The following is a 25,624-nucleotide window of genomic DNA, read 5'->3' on the forward strand; positions in this document are numbered from 1 at the left end:
CGCCTTCGACCTTCAGCGCGCGCTTTCCGCGAAGATCGGTCCGGTTTACCTGCACGCACCGATCCGTGACCTCGACCTCGATGACTCGTTGCCCGACGCGGACGTGGACAACCCGAGGTTCCTCCACTTCACGCCCGACAATTGGCGCACCTTCACGCCTCAGTCAAACGGTGACATGGATCCGGCCGGTACCAAGGGCGAGCCCCCCCTGTACCTGGCGTACGACATGAGCGGCACGCCCCGATGGGTGGGTATGCGGCACATCGAGGTCGAGCCGGTGCTCGATCCTGCGAGCGGCGCTGTGGTAGGGGCGACGTTCCCGGCTGGCGGCGGACCGGCCTACCTGCGCATGCGGGCCGAGGCCGAGCTCGCTTGGATGAGCGCGGCCGACCGCGGCGTCTCCTACATCGACTTCGACGACGAGATCGATGACGAGTCCGGCGCCGACACCGGCGAGGTGAAGGTCTACCCGGAGCCGTGGAACAGGAACGCCTTCCTGCTGTTCGGGCACGGCAGTCCGCAGTTCTTCCAGTTCAACGACATCCGCCACGGCATGGTGATGGCGACTGGGAGCGTATATGGACAAATCGTCGAGGACTGGTTCCTCTCCAAGACTGGGAAGACACTGGGTGACGCGTTCACCGAAGCGGCGACGCTGACCTGTTCGCCCGCCGCGCTGGACGGTCCTGGCTCGACGGCCTTCGACGCCTTCGTGAAGATGGGCGTTCGGCGGTTCTACGGCGCGAGCGCCAAGACGCTCACCGGGACCAGGGCGATCATCGTCGGAGACTCGGGCCGCTTCAAGCTGCTCGAACGTCAGGATGATGGCGATCGTGCGATCACGACGACCGTGGTCGAAGTGCCGGGAGCCGACTCTGCGCTGTTGGGCTCGGTGTCGGACGACGGTGGTCCAGATCTCTCCAGCGGTCTCGCGACGAAGAATCCAGTCGCCGTGGCGGAGATCGACATGTTCCGGTCGAGCGCGCCGGTCAACGAGGTGCGCACGAGCAATGACCGCGGCCAGGTGAACTTCGACGTTCGGCGAATCGAGATCGACGGCGTCACAGTTCGAGAGATCAGTCTTGAGCTGCGCACGAACTTCGCGACCGTTTCGGAGGAAGAGCAGCGCCAGTTCAGGGACGCGCTCGACAGCGCGGTCGAGACGTGGTTCAACTCTGGGCTGGTGCTGCCGGTCAGCGGCGACCAGTTGCGGGTCCGGTTGATCCATGTCGAGGACAGCGCCATCACTGCCCACGCGACCGTCTTCGTCGACAAGGACGCAGATTGGGGCGGGAGCCGGACCGAGTGGAAAGTTGACAGCGCCGCCGACGTGCTCGTCCAACGCGTCGCAGACCTACTCGGTGCCTACGACGACACGGTCGCCGAACCCTGGACGGGCACGAGCTTGACGCAGGCACAGCTCACAGCGCTGGATTACCCGTTGGCCCCGGAGGTCGAGGCGGAGGGGAGGTTGCGTGAGGCGCGCGGTGTTCTGGCGAGCGCGAGGGCGGAGATGCTTTCCGTTCGCGCCGAGCTCGACAGGCTTGTGCTGGAGCGGGTGCGTGCTCGTCACGATGACCCGACGACTCCGCCTCCGGTTCCTACGGAGGCTGATCGGGAGCGGTTGCTGATTGAGCGACCGGATTTGCGGATGTCCGTTGAGCTGGCTGAGCGTGGGTATGTGCTTGCTTTGGGTGGGGTGAGGAGGGCGTCTCGGGAGTTGGTGGCGAGGTCGGTTCCTGCGGTGCGGGTGGTGGGGCCGGTGGCGCCTACGGTTCTGGGTGATGATTCGTGGTGGAACAGTCGGGCTCAGACGGCGGAGTGGTTTGAGCCGAGGGGTCCGGTTGGTGAGGCGGAGATTCGCACGTCTCGGGAGGGCGCACCTGTCTCGATCGTCGACGGCCGCACAGTTGATCCCCTCCGAGATCCCGTCAACCGGCATGGTCGCAATACCCACAGGCCGGACGTGCCGACCGACGAGTATCAGCGGGAGTTGGAGGTCAAGCAGCAAACTCAGCGGTTGACTGGCGAGGAACAGCTGGATCTGTGGCGCAAACGGGCCTTTGACGCGCAGCCCGCAGAGCTGCGAGCGGAGATCAGGCGCCAGGAGGAGATCAACGCGCGATACCGGGCTAGGGGCTCGCTCGGCTACACCCACAGCGACGTCCGCTACGACCGGCGTCGGTTCGACGTGGACGGTACGACGGTTCAGGACTTCACTGTCCGTCTGAATCTCGACGTGTCTCCAGGGATTACCGCGCAGCAGATCGTCGCGTTGAAGCGGCGTGTGTTGAGGGGTGTTGACCTCTTCTTCAACCAGGGGAACAGGTTGCCGTCTGGTGACCAGTTCCACGTCACCGTTCAGTTCGTTGGGGCGGAGGACGAGGCACACCTCGTTGTGAAGGTCGAGGGCGGCGCCTACTTCAGGTCGAGCGTCGATCGCTGGTGGTTGCACGAGGTGGACGCTGCGTTCACCCACGAGATCGGGCACCTTCTCGGGCTGGTTGACGAGTACCTGGACCTTGATTCCGTGTACCGGGGCAAGGTTGACCAACCTGGTGTTCACGACGACGACGGCCTCATGACTGACGGGTTTGACAGGTTGTCCGCGTCGATCAAACCTCGCGATCTGTTCAGGATCGAGAGGACCGCCGACGCTCTCGGGTCAGTGCCCGAACCAGCATCGAGCAGCTACCGCGGTCCGCGTGACGCAGGACCGGCCCTCGTCGCAGAACAGGACACCGACGACAGCTTTGCTGAAGATGACAGCGTTCACAGCGGTGATGAGGACATCGACGGCGATGACGGGTTCGGTGCCGGGCGTCGCGGGGGAGACGGTCAGGATGAACCGCCTGGGGGCAACTACCTTGACTGGTCGTCGGACGAGTCCGACGTGGATTTCGGGGACGGTACCGAGCTCGCCTCATTCAGTCCCGCCAAGAGGCAGCGATCGGATGTCGGTGATTCTTCGGAATCGGGACCTGCGTCGCCTGCGTTGTCAGAACTGGGCCTTGGGTTGACCATCAACTTCGGTGCCGGCCTGGATGACCGAGCCGATAGTCGCCAGGATCTAGGACTGAACGATGGCGACGGCTCCGACGCAGTTGCTCTTAAGCCACCCAACGAGCGTGATCGGTTGAGTGACGGACTGCGCCTGCCGGAGGCGAGTTCGGGTGTAGAGGCGACGGCCAGTCGCGACGACGACTCTCTTCTGCCGCCCGCCGCGCAGACGACCACGCCGTCCTCCGCCGATCCGCATCAGTGGCTGGAGGGTTCGACCGACGACAACGCGGTGCGGGAGTGGATCGACGCGCGCAATGCCGAGACGGTTTCGAAGTTCGGTTCCTCGGCGCGGTTCCGCAAGCTGCGGAGCGATTTGCGTTCGGCGTTCGACACCGAGGACGGCCTGCCTGATTTGACACTGCGGGACGGCTACCTCTACGACCTGCGGCAGGATGCTGACAACCCACGCGGGTTGTGGCGCCGTACCACGATCGCGGAGTATCGCGGGGCCGAACCGGTCTGGGAGAACCTGCTCGACCTGGATGCGCTCGGCGCGGCCGAAGGTGTGGACTGGTACTGGCTGACCCAGCCGCAGGTCTCACCGGACGGGCACCGGGTGCTGGTCGAACTGTCCGAACTGGGTGGTGACAACGCCGTGGTCCGGGAGTTCGACCTCGACACGCGGGAGTTCGCACCGGACGGTTTCGTCTTGCCCGCCGGCAGACACGCCATTTCCTGGATCGACGTGGACCGGATCTACGTAGCCACCGACTTCGGCGCGGGCTCGCTGGGCGCTTCCGGGTATCCGCTGGTGGTCAAGGAATGGCGCAGGGGCGAGCCGTTGTCAGCGGCGACCGAGATCTTCCGGGCTGGACCTGACGACGTGGGGGCAAGGGCTTACCGGCAGCCGCAGGACGGGCGCGATTTCGTTCTTCACGACCTGGATTTCAACAATGGGGTCACCTACCTGCGAGCTGCCGACGGCAACCTGCGAGAGTTGGAGACACCAGACGACTCATCCATCAGCATCTTCGGCGAGTGGATGGTCGTCCAGCTTGAGACGCCATGGGACATCGGCGGTGTGGTGCACCCGGCAGGCGCAATGCTGGCCATCAAGGTCGACTCGTTCCTAGAAGGAGAGAGGACGTTCACAAGGCTGTTCACGCCGGACGGGCGTACCTCGGTCCGCCAGTATGCCTGGACACGTAACCACCTGTTGCTGGTGACGATGACGGACGTCACCGACGACCTCCGGGCGTTGACCCCGACCGCAGACGGGCCCTGGCGGGAGCGCTCTCTGGCCGTGGCGCCCCCGAACAGCTCTGTTCGGATCTCCGGCACCAACCCCGCGCACGACGACACGTACCTCGTTGTGATCGAAGGCTTCCTGATGCCGCCCCAGTTGAGCCTCGGCACCGTCGACGGTGAGATCGAGGTGCTCAAGCAGGAACAGGACTTCTTCGACGCCGACGGAATGTCCGTCCAGCAGCACTTCGCGCCGTCCGAAGACGGCACACGGGTGCCGTACTTCGTCGTGACACCGCGTGGCGGGATCGACGGTCCTACCCTGCTGTACGCATATGGCGCATTCGGTCTTGCGGAGACGCCCAGCTACCGCAGTGCGGTGGGGATCAGCTGGCTGGCACGTGGCGGCACCTATGTCGTGGCGAACATTCGTGGTGGTGGCGAGTACCCAGCGTGGCACGCGCAGTCGGTCAAGTCCGGACGTCACTTGGTGTACGAGGACCTCGCCGCTGTGGCGAAGGATCTCGTCCGGCGCGGAATCACCACCCCGGACCGGCTCGGCGTCCGCGGCGCGAGCAGCGGTGGCCTGGCGGTGGGCGTCATGCTCACCCACTACCCGGATGATTTCGGTGCAGTCGTCTCTGAAGTGCCGTTGTTGGACATGGAACGGTTCACCGAGTTCGAGGTGGGCCAGTCATTTACCGCTGAGTACGGCGATCCCGCAGACCCCGCAGAGTTGCCCGCGCTCATCCGACACTCGCCATACCGGCACGTCGAGGGCGGACGTGCCTACCCTCCCGCCCTGTTCATGACCTCGACCAGCGACGACCGGGTGCATCCCAGCCACGCGCGCAAGATGGCCGCGAAGATGTCGGCGCAGGGCCACAGAGCGTGGCTCTACGAGTCCGGTACCGGTGGGCACGCCAATTTGGACAACGAACAGTCCGCGCACGAACTCGCGCTCGCCTACGAGTTCTTGTGGTGGACGCTCTCAGGTGAGGACTCGAAGGAACCTGTTCCTGACGACCTGCGGCTGCCCGACCCAAGCGATGCCGATGCCCAGGACGACGAGGAACCGCCTTCGGGGAGTGCCGCCGAGTTCCCAGCGAGCGGTCAGATGACCGACGACCTGCGGCGGATCGAGTTCGACGGCGTCACAGGGCGTGCGACCACGACGGCCCGGCTCCCGCCGGTCGCACAGGCTCCATCCGGTCATTCGCTGGACGAGGTGACCTTGAAACACGGAGTCCCGGAAGCCGATCGCCTGCTCGAACACCCGGTGATGTCGGACAACGAGACTGTGCTCGACCACACCCGCACCGTCACGAGCTGGCTTGACGACCTGCTGGACCGATGGGGCGGCATGATCCCGGAGCTGGCCCGCTCCGGAACCGAAAAGCTGAGCGAGGTCGTGCCCGAGCGCAAGTGGTGGCGGCTCTACCTCGACCCGCGCCACCACGCAGAGGCACTCGAGATGGATCCGGTCAACCCCGGCGGTCGCTATGACGCCGAGGCATCCCCTGGATTCCAGCGCGACATGGTGACGGCTTTCCATTCGATACTGGACGACCCGGCCCGCATCGTTGAACGGGTCGGTTGGCTGGAGTACGAGCGGATGTACGGGCTGGTGACCAGCCATGTCAAGGCGCGCGCGGAAGACAAGGACTACTTCCAGGTCGTGGGCGCGAACGTGTTCCGGGATTTCTACCTGGGCGCCGAGGAACCAGCCGCTGACCTGTTCGACGACGAACTGCTCGGCCGGCCGCTGGTGAACACGATCGAGCCTGAGCTCGCGGGCGACGAAGAACGAGGCCACGTGTTCCTCAGCGCAGGGCGATCCGGTGCGACCTGGGAGTTCCTCCGCTCCTACGAAGCCGACGATGCTCCCGCCCTGGTGGACGCGGCGTTCGACGCCTACTACGCCGAGCTCGACGCGGCGAAGTCAGACCACGACCGGCTACGGGCGATCGGGCGCCTCGTGCGCACTCTGCACGTGCTGCACGTGTTCGGTGATGGCAATGGCAGATTGAACGTGTACCTGTTGCTGCACAGGCTGTTGCTCGCCAACGGCTTCCCGCCGGTCGTAGTGCCGTCGGCATCGCTGCTGTTCTCAGGCGGCTTCACGCTGAACCAGATTGCGGCGGCGCTGCGCTGGGGCATCGATCAGATTCTCGACGTCGAGGGTGGCGTCGAGGTGGCGCCGAAGTTCGACGCGGAGTCGGAACACACGATGCTCGAGCCTCCATTGTCCGCTGTGGACAGCAGGTCGGTCGCCGCAGATCCGGACCTCGAGTACTTCGACGAGGGCTTCCGCAGCACTGCCAGGGACCGACGACGGTTCAGGAGCTCGATCGCCGACTACGAGCGGCACGCGAAAGGAATTCGGGCCGCCAGGCCAGGGGCCAGCCACCTCGCCGGCATTCCGGAGGAGGACCTGGTCGCGGTGTCGGCGTTCGTGAGTGGTGAGCTGGACCACGCGCTGCGCACCGCCGAGCCCGAGGCCATCTCCAGACACGGCCACGCGGTCAGGACGCTCATGTCGGGTCTGAACCAACTCCCGGCGCACCACGGCGCGGTCATACGGGCCGCTCACGTGCCCGCAGACCAACTGCACACTGTCGCGGCGCGGTACCAACCCGGCTCGATGGTGTCCGAGAACGTGTTCACCAGCGGTGCCCTGATCGCCCGGCTGCGCGGTGACGAGAACATCGCCTTCACCATCCACTCCACGACCGGAAGGGACATTTCGGCTCTGTTCGAGCCTGCTGGCCTTGCGGAGATCGTGTTCACGCCCAGGTCCCGCTTCAAGGTCATCACCAGTCGGTTCCGGTCGGACGACCAGCTCGACGGCGGAGGGATGTGGTTGTTCGGGCTGATCGAGCAGGCCAGTGCGCGGCCTGTCCCGGCACCCGTCACGACCGAGTACGACTCCGTGACCAACGCGATGGTGCTCGCCGACAACGCGGGACTGGTCGACCGGCTGACCTCCACCGGCATGAACAGCGAGGCCGTCGCGTTCGCGCTGCACGCGGCCATTTACGCGGTGATGGACCGGATGACGCCAGACGATCTGGGTGACGCCGGTGTCGCGGCGTCCGCGTTCTCCGCTGCCTTCGACGTCGCCACGCGGCACGGGCTCGTGGAGCTCCTGCTCGAGCGTGACCTCAACCACGAGAAGCTCGGCGGTGAGCTGTTCGGGATCGTGGAACTCCTCGCGAGTGCACAGGACGACGAAGCCGACGAGCTGGCTGCACAGATGTCGAACACTTATGCGTTGTTCGACGAGGAGGGCACAACGGCAAATGAGCAACTCGAGGACAGCGATCGCACTTTCTCCTTCGAGCGTGAGGTGCGTGCGCCTTCGGGAGTTGTGGTGTCATCTGTGCGGGTGGGGGAGTTGCGGGAGACGTATCGGTGGGAGCGATTGCGGCTTGATGAGGAGCCGCTGGATGTGCGTGCGCGCTTGATCAGTGAGGCGTCGGAGATTGTTGCCGATGTTGTGCAGTTGCCGAAGTTCGATGTTGGTTCCTATACGTCTGCTGATCGCGGTTATCAGGCTTTGTACGGTTTGGTGGTGCATTCGGTCGCGGCGAGGATGCTCGTGATGCAGGCGGCTGGGGAGCCGGATGTTGAGCGGCGGGCCGAGGAGCTCGTCGGTGGTATTGCGCGGATGCTCGGGATCCGGTTGGTTTCCAGCGCGATGCCGCGTGGTGGTGCCCCGAGCAGAACGGCCGATGACGACCTCGCGACGCCGGGAGCGGGCCCGTCGCGCGTCCGGGACGCTTCGGACATCCTGGAACTGGCTCCGACCACCTCGGTGAGCGAGATCGACAACGACTTCCCAGGGACGTCGGCGAGCACGGTCGAAACGTTGCCCGCGCTAGCTGCGGGCAACCCGGTGGCCTCGCAAGCCGAACTTGACATGTACCGGTCAGCGGCGCCGGTCAACCGCGTGGTAGTGCCAGAGACTCCCCGCGGCCCCGTGGTCTACGACGTTCGTCGGATCGAGGTACAGCCCGGGGTGTGGGTCCGCGAGCTCACGGTGGTCGTCTACGCGCTGTTCCAGCAGGGGCAGAAGCGAACGGTGCGCGATGACTTCTGGCTCGCGTTGCGGCGCGGTGTCGACAGCACTTTCAACCAGGGGCACGTGCTGCCGACCTCGGGCGACCACCTGAGGGTGCAGGTGGTCCGGGCGGAGGACGACTGGAGCGCTCATGTAGAGGTCCTCGTCGACGACCCCTCCGCGGAGCGGCCGGTGACGCGGATGGGATGGCGCACGGACCTGGACTCGGACCAGCTCGGCCAGGCAGTCGCTGACCTGCTCGGTGCGTTCGACGAGGACGCGACCACGACGTTGACGGCGCGGCAGCTCGCGATGCTGGAGAACACACCCGTTCGAAACGGCTTGCGGGACCTGGTGCACACCGATTTGCCCGATCCGGCCACCGGGCGGTGGCTGCACGGTTCCGACCACGCCGGAGGTCGGCGCATGTTCTTGAGCGACCAGGTGTCCAAGGGGGTGGTGACTAAGGACGGTCGCGCGGTCGGAGTGATCTTCGCCAACCTCACCGGTGTGCGTGACTGGATCTTGATGCGGAACCGGGCGACGGCCCTCTTCATGGTAGATGCCACTGGGACAAGGAGGATGCCGGTCCAGCTGGCTGGTCTCGACGACCCTCATACCAGGGTGCTGGCGTTCCACGGCACGAACACCAACGGTGTCCTTTACGTGACTGCCATCGGCCAGGTGGGTGTGCGGCCGAGCGAATTCGTCCGGGTGGCCCTCGACACCGATGTGTTCGACGGCGTCCCGGACGGTGGCCTTGTCGTGTTCGTGTCCTGCTCGATCTCGGGTCTGGGGGAGGAACGGGGGTTCATGCACGCCGCGCAGCGGCTGTTCGCCAGGAGAGGTCTGAACGTGCGCGTCGCCGGGGGTTCCGAGATCGTCGTGATGGACCCTCACCACGACCCGCACCTCGACGGAACGTGGACGTCGTCGGTCAGCGTGGAGAACGGTGGGAGCTGGAACGTCGTCGGCCCGACCACCGCCGCTGATGACGATCCGGTGGTGGGCGAGCTCGTGACAGCGGCGCAGTCAGACTGGATGTACGCGCCAGCGCGGACGCGCACCGCCGACACCCAGATCCCGTTGTCCGACCGTGCGGCGACGCTGGCTTTGGTAAACGGCATCGTGGCCGACCTTCGCGCCACAGTGATCGCCAGGGGCGGCGACCTCGACCTGGTCGCGGCTCACGAGAGGGCGGACGCGGAGCACAAGCGTCCCGACCTGGTGCTGGCCGTGGTGCTTTCCGTCATCGCAGCCGACCGCACGTTCCCCGAGGTCCGGACGGTGACGGACCGCAAGCTGGTGCGGAAGTCCTCCGACCGGTGGGAGAAGGTACCTCTGCACGACCTGGCGCGGTCGCGCTTCACGGTCACAGGCAAGTCGTTGTGGAACCACGAGACGCGGGAGGTCCGGAGGCCTGTCGTGCTCGTGCCGCTGGGCTTGGCTGCGCCGTTGCGGTCGGGCGAGGTCGTCATGGCGGACCAGCTGGACGTTGACATCGACCTGTCGACCAACCTGATCAAGCCCGATCAGCTCGACGACTTCGCGCGCACAACGGCGGAGATCGCCGTCGAGAACGATGATGACAAGGTCCTGCTGCCCGTTGTCGAGATCGTCGGACACGCGCGGATGGGGCTGTTCGACAGGGACGAAGCGCGTGTCCGGACCAAGGCTGCCCGGCGTGCGGACCAGGTCGGGTTCTCCCTGCACCGGCTGGTCGGGCAGCACCTGGCGTCACTGGCCCCGCACGCCGCAGACTCCCTTTCCGCGGACCGGATCGTGACGGACGAGGTGTCGGGCATCGCCCTGCCGAACTCGACTCCCCGCCTGGAAGCCGCGAGGGTCACCGTGACCCTGAAGCCGTCGGTGGGGCCACCCGCCATGGGGCGATCGCTCGTCCAGCCCGACGTGACCAGGCAGAGCGAGGACGAAGAGTCCGCGATGTTGGCGGGCTCGCCGGGCATGCCGGGCATGCCGGTCATTGAGGACGAAACCTACGACAGCCGCCATGGCGGGTCGCCGCAGCAGATGGTCCTTGACGACGCGAGCTGGCGTCACAGCACTGCGGACTCTGCAGACTGGATGGAGCCGGACCGGCCCATGCACGTGAGTCGGTGGGAGCATCTGCGGGGGAATGCCACCCCCGCGCTCATCCGGACGGCGCCGTTCTCGGTGTCGGACCAGTCCATGATCGTGCCGAGCGCCGAGCCCGGCGGCCGGCCGAGGATCCTGATCGGTCCCGCGTTCGAGGAGATCGACGCCGCCTACGAACTCAGGCGCATGGAGGTCGAACCCGGACGTTGGGTGAAGGAGTTCACTGTCAAGGTCTTCCTGCAGGTGCCTGGGGACGCGGAGGCAGAGCGGGTAGAGGCCATCAAGAACGCGATGCGGCGGGGTGTGAACTGGTTCTACAACCAGGGATACCGCCTGCCTTCGGGTGATCAGCTGCACGTGCGGGTCGAGTTCGTCAACTCACCCGCTGACGCGACCGTGAACGTCGCCGTCCACCCGGATGGCGACCCCAGCAGCCAGCATTCCTTCGGCCTCCGCGACAACGACCACACCCTCGCGCACGAGCTGGGCCACACCTTGGGTCTGTACGACGCCTATCGGTTCCCAGCGATTTTCCAGAACATGACGAAAGGCGCAGTGCACAGGGGTAGGGATGGGCGGGTGCTCGGTCCGGTCCTCAGCCGTCAAGTCAGCAACCGGGGCTTGATGTCGGATGGTCTGTACACCTCCGTCGCGCGGCTCGTGCCGCGTGAGGCCTGGAGCATCGAGCACGCCGCTTTGGCGGGATCGGCGATGGTCGTGGGCGAACCGGCGCAGGCCTCGATGGTGCGCGACACCTCCTACCGGGCGCTCCACGGCAAGACCCCGCCTGCGCCGACGCCGTCTCTGTTCGAGGTGGCCAAGGGTGACGACCACCAAGCCCGTGCCGCGATCGTCACGCTGGCGGGCGAGGGGCATCGTGAGTCGTTCACCGCGCTGACCCGGCTCGCTTCGCATGGTGATTCCGTCGCGCGGCAAGCGCTCGTGGAGCTGGCGGGCTCTGGCCAGGTGCACGCCGTCGCCGCGCTGGTGCGCATCGGTGATGTTGACAACCATCCTGAGCTGGACGGCCGGACGGCGATCGGTGTGCTCACTGGCCTGATCGACGTACCTCCACCGCTGGAGCCGCACAGGGTGGCGAAGTCGCTGGTCCGCGAGCTGGCCGTAGAGGGCTCGCCCGCCGCGGTGCGAGCACTGGTGCGGACCGGTGACGCCGTAGGCCTCGCTGATGCGCTGGAGCGGGGCAACGAGTCCGCGTACGCAGGCATCACCCAGCTTGCGGCCAACGGTGACAAGACGGCGGTCGACCTGGTGGCACGGCGGGGCGATCTCGGTTCGCTCGTGGCAGCCGCCGAGGCCGGCAGTGAGCCCGCTCGGGTGGCGCTGGACGACCTGGCTGTGAACAGCGATGCGTCCTTGCTGGTGGACCTCGCCGAGCACGGCGATGCCGCCGCCGCACGGGCATTGGCGGCCGCCGGGGATGTTCGGGGGCTGCGGGTGATCGCCCCGGCCGTGTACGAGGAACTGGCTCCGCTGACGGCCAAAGCCGCTTCCGGTGCACGAGCTGAGGCAACCCGGTCCGTGTTGCGCGAGGTGGTCCGGCAGGTCGCGGATCGGCACCGGCTGGAGGGAGCCGCCTCGGCCGTGTGGCTGGCAACCGAATTCGTCAAGGCCCAAGGCCTAATGGAGCTGTTCGGGGTCACGGACGTGGTGCTGACCCGCTCGTCCCACGCGGTCGAGGCGGGCCGGGTGCTGTTCGACCTGATGGCGGCTCTTCAGGGCACAGACGCCACGGCGACAGAGCAGGTCGAGCGGACCGCGCAGGCACTCGACTTACTCGCCGAAGCCGGGCACCTGGACCGTTTGCTGGACGCCGTCCCGGCTACCCGGTCCGAGCTCGTCTCGGCGGTCATGATGCTCGCCACGGCGTTGTCCTCCGCTGGTCCGGACGACCCAGCTGTGACGGCGCTCGTGAGCACCGCCGCACAGGTTCTGCGTGCTGACACCGAACCCGTTCCAGCGGAGTCCGTGACCGAGCCGGTCTTCGGTCAGTTGGTGCAGAGTCAGCCGAGCGGCGCCGTCGAGTCCGAGCTGTCCGCTGTGTCCCGCGACGGCACCTGGACCAACGAAGAGATGTCCGGAGAGCAACTGACAGGAGCAGTTGTGCTGGGCCGAATCACGCACGGCGGCGCACTGGTGGACGTTCGCGTCGCGGCGGGCCAGGTGCCGCACGAGCTGCTGCGTCACGACGGACTGCTGGTTCGCCTGGATCTCTTCGGCGCCTTCAGCGACGTGGAGTTGTCCAACTGGCTCCTGGAGCCCGAGCCTGTGCGCGTCGAGGTCAGGGAGAGCCTCTTCTTCTCCGGTCTGCGGTCTCGGAGCTACGACTGGATTCCGCCGGTGATGTCTCCGGACGACGTCCTCGTGGTCGGAGTGCGGACGAGCGGACAGTACGCGCTGATCACCGTGCCAGGCCTGGACGACGTCCGGGTGGACGGGTTCGCGCTCGCGCACCTGCTCCGCTCCTTCGGCGCGCTCGACGGACACCCCGACGGGGCGTTGATCTTCTTGGCGGTCACGACGTATTCGGACGAGGACAGCCATCTGCTGTTGGCCGAGTACCTGCAGGAGAGCTTGGCGGAACTCGGTTACGAGCGCCGGGTCGCAGTAGGCACGAAGCCGTCCTGGCCCCATCGGCCCGAGCTGATGGTGCCGGACGGCGGCTACGTACGGATCTTCGGTGGCGAGAACCGGGAGGCGGTGGCCGCCGAACTCGCCTGGGCCCACGCGGCCGGTTGGGCGTACGACGGTGTGCGGACGGACATTCCGTTCACGCTGGACGACCGCAGGGGCGCCCTGGCGTTGATGGAAGCCATCGACCAGCGGATCAGAGCCCCGCATTTCACACCCGCCGAAGCGGTGCTCGCGGCGTTTCGCGCGCTGCGCACGGTGAGGGCGGACGGCGCGGACGTGCTCCTGCTCGCGTTGGCACACAGGTGGTACGGGATCACCGTCTTCGACGAGCTGCGATCGCTCCTGGCCACAGCACCGGTCGACGTGGCGGACCTCGACGAGGTGCGGCACCGCGCGCCGAAGGCTGCTGTCGAAATGACGGACGAGCGTGGCCGGACAGTCGTCTACGACGTCAGCCGCGTGGAGGTCTACCCCGGTATCTGGGTGCGCGAAGTTCAGCTGAAGATCCGGCTGGTCTTCACTGAAAGCACCTCGCCGCATCAGCGGGCTGCGTTCTGGCGTGACCTCGTCGTCGGCGTGGACCGGGCCTTCGGCACCGACGCCGTGCTGCCCGTGAGCGGTGACCGATTCCAGGTGCAGGTGGTCCGGGCGGACTCCCCGGAAGAGCATGCCCACTTGACCGTGACTGTTGCCCCGATGGGTTCGTCGGCGCAATCGATGCGGGACGCATGGCGGATCGAGGACACGCCGGAGGTGCTCGCTGGGCACGTCGCGGACCACCTCGGCGCCGGTGAGGAGGGGTTGGCGTCGATCGAACGCCTTGCGTTCGCCGGAGACGTAAGTGGCAGGGCTTACGCACAGGTGCACGCCGAGGAAGACTGGAACAGGGCGCTTGTTTCCGGGCGGGATGCCGCAGGGCGAGTGCGCCGGTTCGCGGCAGTCGACGTCCGGTCGGCGCCCTTGACTGTCGACGACGATCGCGGCGGTCTGGTGTTTCCCTCCGGCGACACGGACCTCTGGTCACCCGAAGTGCTCGACGCGCTGGGAAGGACCGGTGTCGGCCGGATAGTGCTCACCGACCCGTTGTCCGCCGCAGGATCCAGAGAGCTGGCCGTGGAGCTGCCGCCGGACGGCTACGAGGTGGTCGTGGTGAGCGCTGACGAGCACACGGCGGTCGTGGCCGTCGAGTCGATCGGCGAGGTGCGGGTGAGCGGGTCCGAGTTCGCGGCCGTACTTCTCTCGCACTTGCGGCCGGAGCGCGGCGGCAAGCCGCTGCTGCTGCTCACGCCGGACGCCGGGCGGGTCAACCGGGCCGGTGGGTTCGCCTTTGATCTCGGCGCCGGCTTGGCACCGCTCCGCGACCGGAGGGTGGTCGCGGCGACCCACGACGTCGACGTCGCCGTTGACCGGTCAGGTGCGGCCACGCTGAGGGTGACCGGCGGCGGCCACCTCACCACCTCTCCCAGGGCCGACCGCGACGCCGAACTCGGCGAGATCAGGCAGGCGCTGCAGCTGGGCTGGCAGTACGTGCCGTCGGACGTCAAGCCTGCGGGTGAGCTGCTCACACTGGCCGACCGCGGTGGCACGGTCGCGTTGATCGACAAGACAGTCGACCGTCTGAGGGTGTTGGTGTCCGAGAACAACGGGATCCTCGACCTGCGTGAGCTGCACCGGGAACTGACCTCCAAGCACATCGAGGGGGAAACGTTGCTGGCGCTGGCGCTGCAGGTCGCGGCGAACCACGACGACATCCGGAGCCAGGTCACCGCTGTGATTGACCTGTACCGTGTGCCTGCCCGGACCCGTCCGTGGCCCTGGGTCCGGGTGCCGGTGGGCGGTACCGAGGGTTGGGAGCCGTTCACGGCGACCGGAAAAGCGACCTGGGACTACCCCGCGAACGTCGTGCGGCGGCCGGTGACCATGAACGCGATGGAGACGCCTCGGCAGCGGCCGGTGTGGGACTACAGCGCACTGACCACGGTAGCCCACTTCGCTCCCGCGGCATGGGAGGCGGGCGAGCCTGATCCTGATTTGATCAAGGGCTCACCGGAGGTCCGGATCCTGGCGGAGCGGCTGATCGAACTGCTCGCCGAACTCGAGTACTCAGGCGGCGAGGTCCCGGTGCTCACGATCACCGCGCACAGCCGGGCAGCGTGGTCCTACTGGGGCACGGACATGGCGGCCGCGCGGAACCAGGCGCTTCGGCGTGCACAGGCGACATGGACCGAGCTGCGCAGGCGGATCACCTTGTACGTCGAGGAGTTCAAGAACCGGTCGGCGATCCGGTCCGACGAGTATTTCCACGCCCTGGTGCGCCGGGTGAGGCTGGTCGGGATCGCGGAGCCACCGTCAGCGGATCGGCGAGATGCGGCGCGCGTGGAAGTCGTGCTCGACTCCGTCGAGACCCTCGTGCGGGAATACCGTGAGCAGGGGAATGTGCCGGGTCTTGCCGAACTGCACCAGAACGGCGTGGGGGCCGCCTGGGGGGACCTGGTCGAACTCGCCGCCCTGGGGAACGCGGAGGCCGTGCAGGTATTCGTGCGAACCGCGGACATACTAGCGCTGACCGGGCTGGCGCGGTCGGACGTGGCCGCGGCCCGTGCGGCTCTGTGGGACCTGGCGAAGGCGGGCAACGCGTCCGCCATTGGCGCGCTGGCACGCCTGGCCGACGTCGACGGTCTCGTCGCGGCCGGGAACGAGGGCGCCGGCGCCGCTGACACGGCGTTGCTCGACATCGCGCGGGCTGGGAACGTGGCCGCGACGCAGGTGTTCGTCACGCGCGGTGACGTCCTGGTGCTGGCGGAGCTGGCTGGGATGGCCGAGGCCCGCACGGCACTGGTCGACCTGGCGAAGTCCGGGAACGTGGCAGCCGTCAGCGCGCTCGGGGCCCTCGTGGATGTGGCGGGACTGGTGGAGGCGGGCCAGGCCGGCGTCCAGCCCGCACGCAACGCGTTGTTCCGGTTGGCGGTCGACGGCAACGAGGGCGCCAAGGCGGCATTACCGGCCTTCTGGGACGACCAGCCGCGGTGAGGCCGGTCGAACGAGGGCAGGAGCGATACCCTTCGCTTTCGCAAGCAGGGGCATACCAGGGTTTTCAACGTTTCGACGAAAAGGGCACGACATGACTGCGGCGGATGATGACCGATCCGGTAACCAGCAAGCGGACCAGCCCGCTGACGACGATCAGTGGGTGTTCCTGATCGACCCGGCCTGGCAGGCCGCCGAGCCAGTCGCGGACACATCGGACGAGGTCGCCGAGCAGGCTGACGGCGAGGTCGAGGGACCACCACTTGAGGCGGTCATCGGAGGCTGGCTGGTCACTGCGAACGGCACGGTTGGGCGGTTTCGCGCTAATCCCGACTACCGACCGTCTCAGCCCGGGTCGCCGACCGACCCCGTGGACGCGACGATACAGCTCCTGATGCGGGGCGAGGCCGACTCGGACGCGTTGTTCGCGGTGATCAGGGAGAGCGTGTTCGACGTGGCGCTGGACGAGGGCGGGCGGCCCGTCATCGCGCCGTCTCCGGACGACGTGCCGTCGCTGTTGGTCTCGACGGCTCCCGCACAGCGGTTTCGCGTGAACACGGACAACTGGCGTGGCGAGCTCACGGCGGCGGAGTTGAGCGACCTGGCGCAGGAACACGGAGTAGACGTGTTGTTCAACCCTGGCGGGCCTGCGTCGATCCGGTTGATCGGCGATGTCTTCACCGAGAACGTGAAGGAATAGGCTGGCAAACCACCGGGCGGAGGGGAAGTACCCGGCGGCACACGCGACCTTGCCGAATTGTCGAACGCGCGCCGTTGCCGCACCGGGTACGTCTAGGACGGGGTCTTCCGAGGGGAACGATTCGCCTGAGCACTGCGGACTGCTCGGCCGGCAGCGTCAAATTGTAGAACGATCGTCGATGAGCAGCCTGTTCGCGCGAACGGGATGTCTGTGGCGCACGGATCTGTTGCGTCATCGACGCTGTTCCGGCGTGATGGCGTGAGGTGCGGTCTCGTGGTGGTCGGACGTCATTGTGATGACTCCGTCGGGAACCATGTGGGCCATCCACCGAAGCGCGCCGGCCTGATCGGCCACGTCGCCGGCGCGACGGAAGATCGCCTCGCAAGCGGCGTACCACTTGCGATCGGGTTGGTCGGTGGACATCAGTGCGTCCAGGTCGGCGAGCAGGGCGTGCAGGTCATCTGCGGCTTGGCCAGCCTCGACGAAGAGAGGGTCCGTCAGTTCCAGCCGGAGTCGTTGCAGCAGTTCGCGCTGCGTCGCTTCCGCCCGCGCGTGCTCGTTACCGCCTAGGAGGAGGCTGATCAACTCGATCATCTCGAAAGCCAGCAGCTCGCGCAGGTTTACCAAGTTGCCAGAATTGTCAGTCCTTGTGATCAGTGCGATGCGCTCCTCTTTGAACTTGATGGCAGTCTGGTGGTCGCCGAGCTTCGCGTGGGCGAAGGCGAGGACGTCCAGGACATCGGTCAGATCCGACTTCCGTCCTTGTTCTGCGTTACGCGTGCGGGCGATCAGGCCGGCCTCGATGGCCTCTTCTGTTCTGCCCGCCTGCCACAGGATTCGGGCTGCGGGGGTCAACAGCGAGGTTTCGAGATCGAACCTGTCTTCGGCACGCATGAGTGCTCGCGCCTGTTCGAGGCGTTCGAACGCCGCGTCGTACTGACCCGCGCCCAGACGGTGGTCGATCAGAATGCCGACGGCCTGGCGGTGCACGTAGGCCTGCGCCAGGTGGTCGGCGGCGGCGGTGAACGCCGCGAGTGCGTGGTCGAGATGCCGGTGGGCACCGACGGCGTTGTCGCGCCACTTGGCCACGAACGAGAGCGATCTGTGTGCGTAACCCACTCCGAGCTGGTCGTCCGTTCGTTGTGCCGCCCGCAAAGCGATCTCGTTGCACGTGGCGAGATCCTCGATGCGGCCGGTCCAGTGCAAGAAGCGGCGCAGGTACCACGCGAGGTACCAGGTGTGCTGCTCGAACCCGATGTCGTCTGCCCGCCGGATCAGCGCCAGGACGGTCGAGTATTCCGTGGCGAGCATCGCTCGTGCGGAATGATCGTCGAATACCGGGCCCGGCTGCACTCCGGCGGCGATGTCCATTGGAGGCGGCTGGTCGTCGTTGTTCGGATCAATCGCGGCCGCCGCGGCGCGGCTGAGGGAGATGTGGTGATCGAGCAGGCGGCGCTGGGCCGCGCGGATCTCGTCCGCTGTCTCCGTCTCTTCCAGGAGTTCCCCTGCGTAGTCGCGGAGCAGATCGTGCCAGCCGTACCGGCCGCGTTGAGGGGTGACCAGGCACGCTCTGGTCAATTCCCGCATCGCGTCGAGCGCCTGCCGGATCGGCAGTGCGGTCAGGCTGGCTGTCGCTTCTAGCGTGAACTCGGAGCTGGGCATCAATGACAACAAGCGGAACAGACGGCAGGCGGGCTCCGGCAGCGCATTGTATGACCACGACAGCAAGGACCGCAGGTCGGCGCTCGGATCGGTCACGCTCAGCGCGTCCAGACGGCTTCCGGCATGGTGGCGCAGGTCGTTCGCGATGTCGGAGAGCCGTAGCCGCCGGTTGCGGGCGATTCGCGCGGACACCACCGCGAGCGCCAGCGGCAACCTGGCACATGCGGTCGCGATCGCCCGCATGGCGTCGGGTTCGGCGGCGACCCGCTCCCTGCCGAGTCTCCGCGACATGAGGTCGGCGGACTCCCGGTCGTCCAGCAGACCGAGCTGCACCGCGTGGGCGCCCGTGGTGACCGCGGTCCCGGTCAGCTCCAACCGACTGGTGATCAGCGTCAGGCTGTCCGTGCCGCCTGGCAGCAATGGAAGTACCTGAATGTCGCTTCGTGCGTTGTCGAGCACGACCAGCATGCGTCGGCTGGCGAGGGCGGTGCGGTAGCGGGCGGCCAGCGCGTCCAATCCCGAGGGCTGCTCTGCGGAGGGCACGCCGAGCGCAGCTAGAAGTTCGCTTAGCACCTCTTCTGGTTCTCTGGCGACACTGCCTGCTTCGAAGCCGCGCAGATTGACGTAAAGCTGCCCATCCGGATAGGACGGTTTAGCCCGCGTGGCCCAATGGATCGCGAAGGTGGTTTTGCCGACGCCGGCGGTTCCGTGCACCACAACGACATTCGGTGCGGGATCGATCTCCATTCGGGCGGTGAGCTCGGCGAGTTCGGCGCGCCTGCCGCTGAAGACGGGCAGGGGGGCGGGCATTTGTGCTGGACGCACAGCGACCTGAGCGGGGGACGGTGGCGCCGACAGCAGCGCCGCGTCGGAGCGCAGGATCTGCTCGTGCAATTCGCGCAGTGCGGGGCCGGGGTCGACACCGAGCTCGTCGCGCAACGCGGCCCGGACATGCTCGAAGGTCGTGAGTGCTTCGGCCGGTCGGCCGGACCGGTAGAGCGCCAGCATCAGTAGTTCGTGCACGTGCTCCCGCAACGGCTCCGACTCCGCGAGCGTTGCCAGCCGCTCCACGAGATCCGCGCAGGCGCCCGGCTCGCTTTCCAGCTCGAGTTCGGCGAGCGATTCGGCAGTCTGAAAACCGAGGTGCCCGAGCCGTCGCCGTTCGGACCTGGCCCACTCACCGGGCAGTCCCGCGAGCGCGTCACCACCCCACTCGCCGATGGCTTCGCGCAGTAGCCGGGAGGCCTGCTCCACGTCGCCGTTGCCTCGTGCCAGCCCTGCAGTGCTCCGTGCCGCGAGGAAGCGGTCGAAGTCGAGCGCACCCTTCGCCACCAGCAGCTGGTAGCCGTTCCCGACCGAGCGCAACATGCAGTCGCTGTCGGTCCCGTTGCCACTGAGCACCCGCCGCAACCGGTGCACGTAAGTCCGGACGGTTGCTCGCGCCGACGGGGGTTCCTCCTCCGCCCACAGCGCCGAGACGATCTCCGCAGCATGCACCATCCTGCCTCGCGCGAGCAGCAACACGGCCAGCGTCAGCCGCTGTTGCGGCGAACCCAGGTTCAGTTCCGCGTCATCCCGCCGCACCTGCACCGGACCGAGCACCGCGAACTTCAAGCCCGGTGTGCCCCGCACAATCCGCGCACTCGACCCAGATAGCAGGAAGGCGACCATGCGCGCATGCTACGCGCCGACTCATTGAGCCGGTTGCAGTCCGGTGCGCGGCAAGAAGCTGGGCCTGACTCCACATCGCCATGATTCAGACGTCCGTGGTGCTAGCGAATGCGTCTTGGCCGGTATCGTGGCCGGACCGCGCTCGTCCTGGCGGCGGGGAACACCAGACGTCCGCCCAGGTCTTCCTTCGAGGGGAACATAACCACAACGCTGTTCATCCAGGCACCTACTTGCGGTGGTGCGCGGCACCGGTCCGATGGCAGGGGAGGCCCACTTGGGCACGCTTGACGCAGGAAATTTAGCCGCCAGGCAATATTTTGACCTTGTCAAGACGGGACGCGTTCAGGGCATTTCGAACGATCGGCAGAGCAATCTGTGACGCAATCCCTGCATAGTCAGGATTATATCCAAACTCACTCAACCGGAGGTTGGTTGAGTCAATGTCGAACCAGTTCACCTGAAGGTTCAGGTTGCGCAGGGAGAATGTTCTCTTACTGCCGATTATCGGCAGCGGTCCCTTGACTGATGCATGGCCGGAAAGAAGCTTCGCGGCCTCGGCGGCAAGGATCAAGAATCGACTCAACGTGAATTCAATACCAGCTAGTTGATGCCACAGGGCGCCGTGAGCAAGAGAGCCCGAAGGTAGGGCGCTTCTCAGCACGGCAGAACTTCCCAGTAAGGAGCCGGCTGACCCGACTTCCCCGTTTTCCAAGAACGCCATTGCGGCGACACTGAAGCCACTGTGCAAATTCTGCACGTGAGCGGACGGCCAGGGGCCGTTAAACTTGTGGATCAAATCCATGAGTTGGCGACCCAGGTGATCCCGGCCTAGCCTGACGGCGAACTCTCGAATTCCGAATCGATATCGACGGTAGACCTCCGACCTTCGATAGCACTGCTGCGCCCACCCCGAGACGCGTTGCAGGTTGATGTTATCCTCATGGTCTGTTGTGTCATCCGGAAAAACCTCTCTCAATTCAAGCAAGAGCAGCGGATACTTCATCCTTCCCTCGTTGGTGTCCATCTCATCCATATTCTTGTTCATGCCAATGACGTCACGCTGCCCTCTAAACGACCCCGTATAGGACGGATCCACGGCGGACGTCAAGACCAAACGAACGTGGTTTTCCAGAAACCTGTTCGGATCTCGGCTCATGGGAGCATTGGGATCGTCACGCAACGTCTCCTCGATAACCTTGGACTCTTTTACCTTGCGTACAAAGTCGGAACGCCGAGAGTGGTACAGCTTCACAAGTTCGTCAACCAGGTAGTCTTGGTTCCCATTAAAGTAATCTTGTGCATCGCTCGTCAGCACGGCCCAGATGGCGTCGAGCGAGGTTCGGCACGCCACCGGTGCGTGATGCTTTATCAACCCGTGCGCAAGGTCCTCATAGATCCACTCGAGGGTCGCCACGATTTGCGAATACAGGAGGGTTGCGAACGACCGCACTTCGTTGGCCGAGCGATGCTCCAAGAGTGTGGATTTGACATAAGCTGGAGAGCTGTCTGGAATCATTTGCTCAATGAAATTCAGGGCAACGCGCTCCCCGAATTTTGTCGATTCTTTCAGTGTGCGAATTCCGGTCAAGGAGGAAATTTCCTCAAAAAGCTTACTGACGCCGTCAATCGGCGTCCCTAGCGTGAATTGACTGTACGAGTCCGCGAGGATGTGCCCGCGAAGCCCCTTGACTCTCACCTCTCTTGCATTTGGAGCCACTTTGTACCCTTGGCTGGATGGAAAGACATCGACAAGGGCGCTACCGTTAGGTCTACTGCTTGCGTTCGCCAAGCGCGAGTTGACGTCCTTCCTCCACCGTCGAGCTTTCTCGAAAGCCGCCCGGCCGTCGTCTCCCTCGATTGCTGCGATGGGGTGGTCCACAATTTCTACTCCGTAGCAACTCTCGCTGAAGGCTTTGACACCCTGAGCTCGGGCATCTTCCTTCGATTGATACGTGCGGCCGGATGAATCCTTCCAAATGCCCATATGCTCGGGCATGATGTCCAAAATTCCGCTGACGCTTACGAGTGGCTGGTCGGTGCGCCACACCCAGCCCTTCGGGGCAATCAGTTCGTAGGGCTTTTCGTACTCGCCACCAATACCCGTGTACATGACTCTGTCTTGAGGATCGATTGAGGCGGAGGGAGTTGAATGGGATTCCGGGTTTTCTGGGAGGTCGAGTCTCATTGCTCTACCGGTTGCGTCTGTAACGATCATGTGAAATGAGGTCAAATGCGAAGGAGGGCTGGCTGTGACGCGCTTTCCGGGCTTGCGTTGCGGATCGATCCAAACGACCCCGCGGTCGTTGCTGTAGTGCGCGACGATCGCGTGCCCCTGGGGCGCCTTCGCGTGAGCAGTGCTACCCAGGACGAATGCTGACCACCCTGTTCTTCCCAGTTTTAACAGCGCGGTTGTGATGTCCGAAGAATCTGATCGTCGTGTCCATCCCGGTCCTGGCAGAATCTGATATCTGCTGTCGATTGTTCCCACGGTGGAGTCATCCAAGTGCGCCGCCGGGCGCGGTCCGCCGACGTACAGGTTGTATCCCAGCTGCTCCAGGTAGTAAATGCACGCCTGCGACGGCTGGTCAACGTCTGATTTGGCGATGCGGTCGGCTAGATCCGTGAGTTGTGCTAATGACAGGGAAGTTGGTGTGAAGCGATTGTCATGTGGATCTTTCTGATCTTGCCCGACAAGTCGTTGGCTTGCCCAAATTGGAAGTTCACGCATTGCCGGCATGGGAGTCCGGGAAATTCTAGTCGGCATTCTCCGGGAAATGGGCAGGCCTGGCGGGCTCGAGTCGGAAACCGCGCCTACCAACGTGTCATCGGCCACCTCGAGATGGTCTGCTCCGGTTGGCGTGTCCCCTGCCTCCGCGGCGGCGACGAGATGACTTCTCGACGGGTTGGCCGCGTCGGTAACACGATGCGGATCATTGAACTCGCCGACCGCATCTGTCTCCAAGGGAGGGGAGTGGCTAACACGTGAAGCATTTGGGACCATTCGTGCTACTGGCCCCGACTTTTGTGTGCGCGCACGGAAGTTGGCAATCGCATTACCAACCACCACTGAGCCGCGGTCCGCGAGCAGTGTGCCCGACTGTCCTTGATCTTCCAGAGTTCCTAGCACTTCTGCGAAGACGCCGGCGAGCGCGGCGATTGACTCGGTGCCGTAGGTTGAAAGGTCTCGGCGCACCTCGTTGACGATTTCTGCCAGTCGCGCATCACGCACTGCCGGATCGGTGATGTGTTCGACGAACAGGGCGGTCACGCCACTCAGGTGAAGCAGATCCACGGCGGCCTTCCACGTTGAGTCAGCCGACGGCCGCGGCTCGGCCTCGGCCAGCGTGTGGACCGGGTAGACGGAAAGCGGATCGTTGGTGCTGTGTGCGCCTGGCGGGGTGGGTGCGGCGATCGGTCCCGACGGGGAGAACCGGGCGGTGTCGACGGCTGGGTCGCTGTGGTGTGAAGCCCTGGCATGCAAGTCGCTTACCACTTGATGGACGGGCCCCGGGATCTCAGTGGTGCTCGGCCGGGGAAGAGAGTTCGGCAGGTCTTCGGTGCGGCGCAACGGGGCGGAAGGCTCGCCTGCGCGTGTTTTGCCCTTGCTGGGTTGTGGTCGGGGGTCTGGGAGCAGGTGCCCGTGTGTCGAGATGTAGTCCGCGGTGTCGTTGAGGCCGGGTCGTGGGGGCATGGTGGAGCCGCGGACGACACGGTTGTCGGTCTTGTTCTCAGTGGTGTTGTGGTTGCCGGGGACGGTTGTGGCAGGTGTGCTCATGGTGAGCAGGTGTTCGTGGTAGCTGACGATGGGGCCGCCGACTTGTGCGGTGTGGCTGTCGATCAGGACGACTGGGGTGTCGTTCGCGGTGGACAGGGTGGTTGTGAGGATCATGCCGATGGGGAAGTCCGGGTCGTCGGGGTTGTAGCCGGTGACGAAGCGGAGGTTGTCGGCGGGGGTGGGGCCGTGGTGGGTGGTGGCGTCGGTGGTGGCGGTGTGGAGGTCGGTGGTGAACGGGATGAAGCTTGTCTCGCGGTCGGTGAAGTCGGGGTTGAGGTTGCCGTCGGGTGAGGGGATGACGCCGTTGCGGATGTGGTGCCAGTCGGGGTGCCAGGCGGGCACGCCGCGGTGCAGGGTCAGGCCGTCGCCGAGGAATTTCTGTACCTGTTCGCCCAGCGCGCGTTTCTCGTCGGGTGTGCCGTGGTTCACTGCGTCGGCGGCGATGTACAGCTCGTGGTCGCCCAGGCGGTAGAAGTCGCCGATCGGCACGGCGCGCAGCCGCACGTCGCCCAGTTCCACATGGCCCTGTTCCAGATGGTCCTGTGGTGTGTCGGGGGTTGGGGAGTGTGTGCCGTTGTTCAGCGATGTCAGCAGCGAACCGATGCCGCCGCGTTGGCGGGCGATCGTTCCCGAGATCACGGTTTCGGCTACCAGTCGTCCGCGGCCCTTGGTGTCCTCAGGCAGGGTCACGTCCTGGGTGGACAGCCGTGCCAGCGTGTGTGAGAGATCCTGGGAGCTCAGGGTTTCGGGCCAGCCCCAGCGGCGTAGCTGCGAGTTCACCTCGATGAGCAACGCGGTGTCATGGTCGGTGTCACGGTCGGCGGTGGTGCTCGCGCCGGACTCCGTGCCGTGCTTGGGGTCTGTGTCCGATCGGCTGGACAACGAGCCGGTGTCCACGTCCCGCTCGGCGTTCGGCACGTTCGGCCCGGCCGGCGTGGCCGACTCGGGCACGACACCGGTCCTCGCCGTCGTGGTGAGCTCCGCCGCACTCGCGGGTGCGGCGGTCTCGGTGGCAAGCGGCATGGAACCGGTCTGCTTGATCTCGCCCTTCGGCGTCACGCCCACACCCGGCTGAGACGACACGGACTGACCCGCCGGCACGGACTGACCGGTCGTGTTCGGCGCGGTCGGCGAGGCGGAGACGTTCGCCGCCGCGGCCGGGATGTTTGGGCCTGTCACAGCCGACGCCACGGCAGTGTTCGCCGACGCGACCGGCGACGGCGCCATGGACACCGGCGAGTTCACACCGGACACCAATGAGTTCACACCGGTCGCTGATGAGTCCACTGTGGAGGTTGGTCCCGACACGGGTGCGCCGNNNTGCGAGTCCACACCGGACACTGGTCCCGACACGGGTGCGCCGAGCTCCCAGGCCGGCCCCTCGCCCAGGCTCGGCCCGCCCAGGCTCGGCCCGTTCGACGCCGCCACCGAACCCGCCACCGAACCCGCCACCGAACCCGCCACAGCGGCCGCGTTCGCCGGCGAATCAAGGTCGTCCAGGCCCGTCACAGCCGACGCGGTGCCGGTGGACGCGGTGCCGGTGGACGCGGCACCGTTCCCACCGCCGGCACCGCCAGAAGCCCCTACCGGCCCAGCAGACCCAGCAGACCCAGCAGACCCAGCAGACCCGGCGATCGTGGGCCCGGCGGTCCCGGTGTAGACCGGGGGCCTTCCACCCTGATCGTCATAGGCCGGCGGCGCAGCCGCGTAGGCCGGCAGCTGCTCACCG

4 protein-coding genes (1 of these 4 cut by a window edge) are annotated in these 25,624 nt (G+C 65.9%); 2 read left to right on the plus strand and 2 right to left on the minus strand.

Annotated elements, in window-relative coordinates:
* Positions 1-16,090 carry the final stretch of a prolyl oligopeptidase family serine peptidase gene (locus LFM09_RS46445; RefSeq protein WP_414103054.1) on the plus strand. It extends 36,689 nt beyond the left edge of the window, so only the last 16,090 of its 52,779 coding nucleotides appear in the window; the start codon falls outside the window, past its left edge; it ends in the stop codon at positions 16,088-16,090.
* A 91-nt stretch (positions 16,091-16,181) separates the two neighbouring features.
* Positions 16,182-16,787: a type VII secretion system-associated protein gene (locus LFM09_RS46450; protein ID WP_414103055.1), complete on the plus strand. Its 606-nt coding sequence runs from the start codon at positions 16,182-16,184 to the stop codon at positions 16,785-16,787.
* A gap of 231 nt (positions 16,788-17,018) precedes the next feature.
* On the opposite strand, the gene LFM09_RS46455 is transcribed toward LFM09_RS46450, so the two are convergent.
* Together LFM09_RS46455 and LFM09_RS46460 are read right to left on the minus strand one after the other, a co-directional pair.
* The gene (locus LFM09_RS46455) at positions 17,019-20,120 is read right to left on the minus strand and encodes a BTAD domain-containing putative transcriptional regulator (RefSeq protein ID WP_414103056.1); all 3,102 of its coding nucleotides are present in this window, start codon (positions 20,118-20,120) and stop codon (positions 17,019-17,021) included.
* A gap of 298 nt (positions 20,121-20,418) precedes the next feature.
* Positions 20,419-24,954 carry a hypothetical protein gene (locus LFM09_RS46460; RefSeq protein WP_414103057.1) on the minus strand — a complete coding sequence of 1,512 codons (4,536 nt, stop codon included), beginning with the start codon at positions 24,952-24,954 and terminating at the stop codon, positions 20,419-20,421.
* Between the last annotated feature and the right edge of the window lie 670 nt (positions 24,955-25,624).

Origin of the sequence: Lentzea alba, from assembly GCF_047445655.1 — a bacterium.
In the GTDB taxonomy this organism is placed as follows: Bacteria; Actinomycetota; Actinomycetes; order Mycobacteriales; family Pseudonocardiaceae; genus Lentzea; species Lentzea alba_A.